Raw genomic sequence first — 5,795 nt, forward strand, 5'->3', positions numbered from 1 at the left:
GTTCCAGTTTCTCAAGTTATTGAGTCTCTGGCAAACACGGGGCGATTCAGTTTTAGGTTTTAGCGTAGTGCCAGAGCTTGCCTTTTGGAATGAGCATGGGCGAGGCCCTTTAACGCTTGAGGATGCTTGTTTCACCACTCGTTTAGCATTGTTTGAAGGAGAGGGGCGCAGTAAAGGGATTGCATTTTTGGCCTCAGGGGATCAATTTATTCAATGGCGTATTCATCTTGAGAGTTTAAATATAAAAGTAGTTTTAGCAGATCATGGTGTAACGTTTTCTATGTACTTTAAAGACGAAAGTGGCAATAGCCATGAAATTACGTCACATGACTATCGTTATATAAAATCTTGTTACCCAAATATTGAGCTTGGCTCTCACAGTGCTAAAAAGAATTAGCTTTCTTGATTTGCATTTTTTATAGCAATAATATCGTCTAAGTTTTTTACTAATAGTTCGATTAGAGCGGGATCGAAATGAGTTCCTGCTTGCTCTTGCATATGCAAAACTGTTTTCTCTACACTCCAAGCCTCTTTGTAAGGGCGTTTTGAGGTAAGTGCATCAAATACGTCAGCTATAGCAACAATTCTACCTTCAACTGATATTTCTTCGCCTTTGATCCCGTTAGGATAGCCTGAGCCATCCCATTTTTCGTGGTGTTGAATTGCAAGTGTATGCGCAAGTTGTAATAATGGCGATGAAGAATTTGCTAATATTTGTGCACCAATTATGGCGTGTTTCTTCATATGTTCAAACTCTTCAGAAGTTAACTTTCCTGGCTTGAGTAAGATAGCATCAGGGATACCTATTTTTCCAACATCGTGCATTGGGGCGGCTTGGCGTAAAAGCTCTGCACTATGCTCATCCATACCTAGCGCTAATGCTAAAACTTTACTGTATTGACTCATACGCACTATATGTTCGCCAGTGTCGGTATCTTTATATTCAGCAGCACGGCCTAGGCGTTGTACTAAATCAACATGTGCTTGTTTTAGTTGTTCAGCTTGCACTAGCGATAAGTGAGTTTTAACTCTAGCTCTTACAATAGCAGGGCTTATTGGTTTGGTGATATAATCTACAGCACCAAGCTCAAAGCCTTTAAACTCATCGCTTTCATCGCCTAGCGCGGTTACAAAAACAATAGGGATATGTGATGTTTTTGGATTGTTTTTTATTCGTTGACATACTTCAAAACCATTCATATCTGGCATCATTATGTCGAGCAAAATTAGCTTAGGTAGCTCTTTTTCAAGTAGTGCTAGTGCGGCATCACCCGATTTAGCAAACGACATACGATATTGATTACCTAACACTTCGCGCATTACTTTTAGATTTGCAGGCTCATCGTCAACAATTAATACCCGTGGCCTATCTGTCGTAAAATCCATTAATTAATACTCATTGTTTGTTAGTTTTTCAATTAAGGTTTCTAGTATTACGTGTGCTTTATCAAAATCAAATTCATCAAAGGCTTCGGCTATATCATCAACTTCATTTTGAAAAGTAGAAGGTGCGCCGCGTTGCAACTTTGCGAGTAGTTCATCATTTAATTCTGCGTTTTGCGCATCTTGATGAAGTGTTTCACACAATTGCTTAATCTCATCTATTGATAGAGTGTCTGAGCTATTATCTTCAGGCTTGCTATTTGGCTCATCGCAAGTATTTGATGACAGCAGTTGCGTTATAATAAGTAGTTCGTTTTTGATATCGTCTAAAAGACTAATAACTTTAGCATCACTTTGCTTGTGCTCTAAATCGGTTAATAACTTCATTAACGTTGTTAGCCCTAAGTTACCAGCAACACCTTTGAGTGTGTGAATGAGGCTATCGACATCTTTTATGTTTGATAGTTTATCATTAAATAATCTCTCAAACCGCTTATCACTATCACTAACAAACTTAGTAATCTCTGTAAGTTGCTTACACTTAGAACCCCAAAGTGCTAATCCTTTTTCAAAATCTATATGCTGCGCTTTAGGATCGCTTTGCGATATAACCATTTCTTTTGCAATACCAAGCCCCAGCACTTGCGCTATTTCTTGGTTAAGCTGATTTATATCGACGGGTTTATTGGCAAAGCCATTCATGCCTGCTTTTTTAGCCGTAAGCTTATCTTGCTGTAATACGCTTGCTGTGAGCGCGATAATTGGCGTGTACTTAAGCTGCCTTTGGTTTTCTATTGCTCTTATTTTTTGTGCTGCTTGTATGCCATCACACAATGGCATATGTATATCCATTAATATGACATCAAAGTATTGCTCTTCAAATACTTTAATCGCTTCAAGTCCGTTTGACGCTTTGGTAACTGAATGCTGATCGCGTGACAGAAGCAAAGACAGTAGTTCTGTATTTTGCTCTATATCATCAACTACTAGCACTCTAAGTGCAGGCAGTTGGGTGTGTAGACCATCAAAATAATCTATTTTAGATTCGTCACCTAAAGTAAGCGGCAATGAAAAGTAAAAACAGGTGCCTTTACCTAGCTCACTTACTAAGTTTATTGTTCCGCCCATAAGCTCTACAAGTTGTTTACTTATGGTTGTACCAAGGCCTGTACCACCAAAGCGGCGAGTAGTAGTGCCATCGGCTTGTTCAAAAGGTTGAAATACAGCTTGAATACGATCTTTTGCAATACCAATTCCGGTATCTTGCACTTCAAAAAACAGATGCTGATTTTGTGTCATGCCAACGGTGACCGTAACAGAGCCTTCTTCGGTGAACTTAATCGCGTTACCAATTAGATTAGTGAGTACTTGTCTGAGTCGATCTGGGTCGCCGTAGTACGTAGAACTTACTGATTCTTTAATATGGAGTTTAAGTTCTAAATCTTTCTTTTTAGCTTCTAGCCAAAAAGTAGAAATAATACTGTCTATCACTGGTTTTAAGCTAAAGTGGACTGGCTCAATGGTGAGCTTACCGCGTTCTAGTTTTGCAGAATCAAGAATTTCATTTAACAATCTTAGCAATGAACGCGCTGCATTATTTACGGTAACCAAGTGCTTTTGTTGTTCTTGATCAAGTGGGGTGTCCATTAATAGATCGCTAAAACCTATTATAGAATTCATTGGGGTGCGTATTTCATGGCTCATATTAGCCATAAAAGATTGCTTTGCATGAGCAGCTTCTTCAGCTTTAAATTTAGCTTGCTCAAGTTTTTCTTCATATTCTTTGCGTTCAGTAATATCGACTAAAACACCATCAATCCACTTTGGGTTGCCTTGAGCATCAAAGTCGATACTCCCTTTATCTAACAACCACAAAATTTTGCCATTTCTATGTCTAATTCGGTATTCAATAGAATATTGAGACTTTGCATCAACAGCTTTAGTGACTTCATCAACTATTTGTTTTTGATCTGATTTCAAGACCAAGTCATTAAACTCGATACAATGCTCTGTAAACTCATTTGGGTTATACCCTGTAAGCTCAATTATATTTGGACTAATAAATAACATAGTCCAGTTGTCATCAAACTTGCATCTAAACGCGACTCCGGGCATGTTATCGATAAGAGAGCGGTATTTTTGTTCTTTCTCTTCTAAACTTTGCTGCAAAGCGCGTTGTTCGGTCAAGTCGGTGATAAAGCCAACATATAAAGGGTTATGGCCCGGCTGATTTACTTCGCCTATACCTAAGCGAATAGGAAAAACATGTCCGTTCATGTGTTTTGCATATACATCACGGTTTATGCCTATTATTTTACCTAGATCAACATTGTGAGCATTTAAGAGGTATTCGTCGTGGTGCTTGGCAATGTTATCGTCCATTAGCATTTTTACGTTTTTGCCTTGAACTTGGTTTTCTTGCCAGCCAAAAATTTTACTTGCGGCTTCATTAAAACTTAAAATAATACCAGCATGATCAATGGTAACAATGCCATCTATAGCGGTACCTAAAATAGCATTTAGACGGGATTCTTTTGCCGACTTCTCCTCAAGTAGCATGCGATAGCGAACCATACCATTTATTACACCAACCACGCTTGTAATCGCGATAGTTGCTGTGGCGACTGCAATGGCGATAAAAGTTAGTCCTGCGGTTGCATTAGCATCATCATAGATTAGTGGCGATGTAGCTACAAAACGTGTAGCGGCCATACCCATATAGTGCATACCAGCAACAGCACACCCTAAAATAACAGCGCTAATTGAGTTATTTTGAAGAGGTGATAAAGAGGGTAAAAAACGCTCAAGATTAAAGCGACTGTAAAGGGCTATAAAGGAGAGGGCTATAGCAACAATGATTGATAACGAAAATATCAATGGATCATATCTAAGTAAAGGAGCAAGATCCATTGCAGCCATGCCGCTATAATGCATAGTGCCAATGCCAGCTCCTAGTAACACGGAGCAAATCGACAATACTTTTAGATTCCCTTTACTATTTACTAGCATTGATACAGCGTACTGACATGCTATAAATGCTGGTATAAAAGAAAGGAGAGTGATTGTTGGATCATAATCAATATTAGTACACAGTGAAAAGGCAAGCATACCAATAAAGTGCATACTCCAAATACCAGCCGAAAAAACAGTAGCAGCGGTCACATTTGCTAAACGTTGGTAGCTAGGAAATTGAGTTTCTTTTGCGAGCTCTATAAGCCGAATGGTGAAAAAGGCTGCAAAAATAGCAATTAGCAATGACATTGAAACTAATAGAGGATCGTAAACGCCATTAATGATTAAGCTAGGATCTTGGTCTGTGATAAAAAAAGCTGATAACATAATGGCTCAAAATATAATCTTTATTTATCAAGTTTAATCTAATTAATTAATAAATAAACTGTTAATTCAATGAAGTGATTAAAATAACGAATTTATTACTTTTAGTTTTCTTTTATTTATCAGGCATTAGTTTTTTAGTTGGTGTTTTTTATTCTAATGTATTGCCTGTCACAGGACTAAGTTAGATTTATATGGTCATATTTAAGTTTCTATCGAGTAACCTTAATAAAACTAATGAATTGGCTTAACTAAGCGAAAATTACACCTTATTTGGTTTTATTAGTTGCTGGTGAATTTTCTCGTAGCAATATCATTAATGAGTATGAAAGTGTTTGAATATCAGTTAAAGAAAAGTATAAAACGTAAAACGGTTGCCATTAAAGTACATAACAAAAAGGTGACTGTATATGCCCCTCAGTTTGTTAGTAATAAACACATTCAAGAATGGCTTTTTGATAAGCAGGTGTGGGTAAATGCTCAATTAACTAAACAGCACAATATTGCTGATAGCAGACAGAACCCGCTCAAAGACAAACAAATTTTAATATTTGATAGCATTGAAAACATAGAGTTTAAGCAAGGTACTAAGTCCGAAGTAATAAACAGTAACGACCGTTTGCTTATTACGCACTCTTCGCGCGTTAAAAATACTTCGCAAAAATATCAGCAACTTCTTGAAGAATATTTAAAAGAGCAACTAACTGCATATATAGAAATGCGTTTAGCGTACTTCTGCGCACAAATGGGTGAAGAATTACCTACGAGTCTAAAAATAGCTATTTATAAGCGAAAGTGGGGAAGTTGTAATAGTAAGCGAGAGCTAACATTTAATTTGCATTTAATCGGAGCGCCTTATCATGCTATTGATTATGTGATTGTCCACGAGTTAGCGCATTTACGTCACTTAAACCACAGCAAAGCTTTTTGGCAACACGTTGAGCATTTTTTTCCTAATTATAAAGCATCATCAACATGGCTAAAGAAAAACAGTATGAGTTTACAATGGGTATTTTGAAGTCAACCTGAATATAGGAATATAGGAATATAGGAATATAGGAATATAGGAATATAGG

The 5,795-nt window shown here is 37.3% G+C and carries 4 protein-coding genes; 2 read left to right on the forward strand and 2 right to left on the reverse strand.

The features are described from left to right. Positions 1–19 precede the first annotated feature (19 nt). On the forward strand, positions 20–397 hold the full coding sequence (locus GQR53_RS02325) for a VOC family protein (protein ID WP_240917435.1): 378 nt from the start codon (positions 20–22) through the stop codon (positions 395–397). Here GQR53_RS02325 and GQR53_RS02330 read toward each other — a convergent pair. Continuing rightward, entirely contained in the window at positions 394–1,386 is a 993-nt protein-coding gene (locus GQR53_RS02330; RefSeq protein ID WP_165742751.1) for a two-component system response regulator, read from the reverse strand. The two genes, GQR53_RS02325 and GQR53_RS02330, sit on opposite strands and share 4 nt — an antisense overlap. A gap of 3 nt (positions 1,387–1,389) precedes the next feature. Beyond that, positions 1,390–4,722, reverse strand: coding sequence for an MHYT domain-containing protein (locus GQR53_RS02335; RefSeq protein ID WP_165742752.1), 3,333 nt, complete (start codon positions 4,720–4,722; stop codon positions 1,390–1,392). Between the two features lie 316 nt (positions 4,723–5,038). Here GQR53_RS02335 and GQR53_RS02340 point away from each other — a divergent pair, with 316 nt between their 5' ends. Continuing rightward, entirely contained in the window at positions 5,039–5,737 is a 699-nt protein-coding gene (locus GQR53_RS02340) for a SprT family zinc-dependent metalloprotease (RefSeq protein ID WP_165742753.1), read from the forward strand. The last annotated feature ends 58 nt before the right edge of the window (positions 5,738–5,795 follow it).

The sequence above is a fragment of the Pseudoalteromonas sp. Z9A6 genome, from assembly GCF_011378805.1.
Taxonomy (GTDB): Bacteria; Pseudomonadota; Gammaproteobacteria; order Enterobacterales; family Alteromonadaceae; genus Pseudoalteromonas; species Pseudoalteromonas distincta.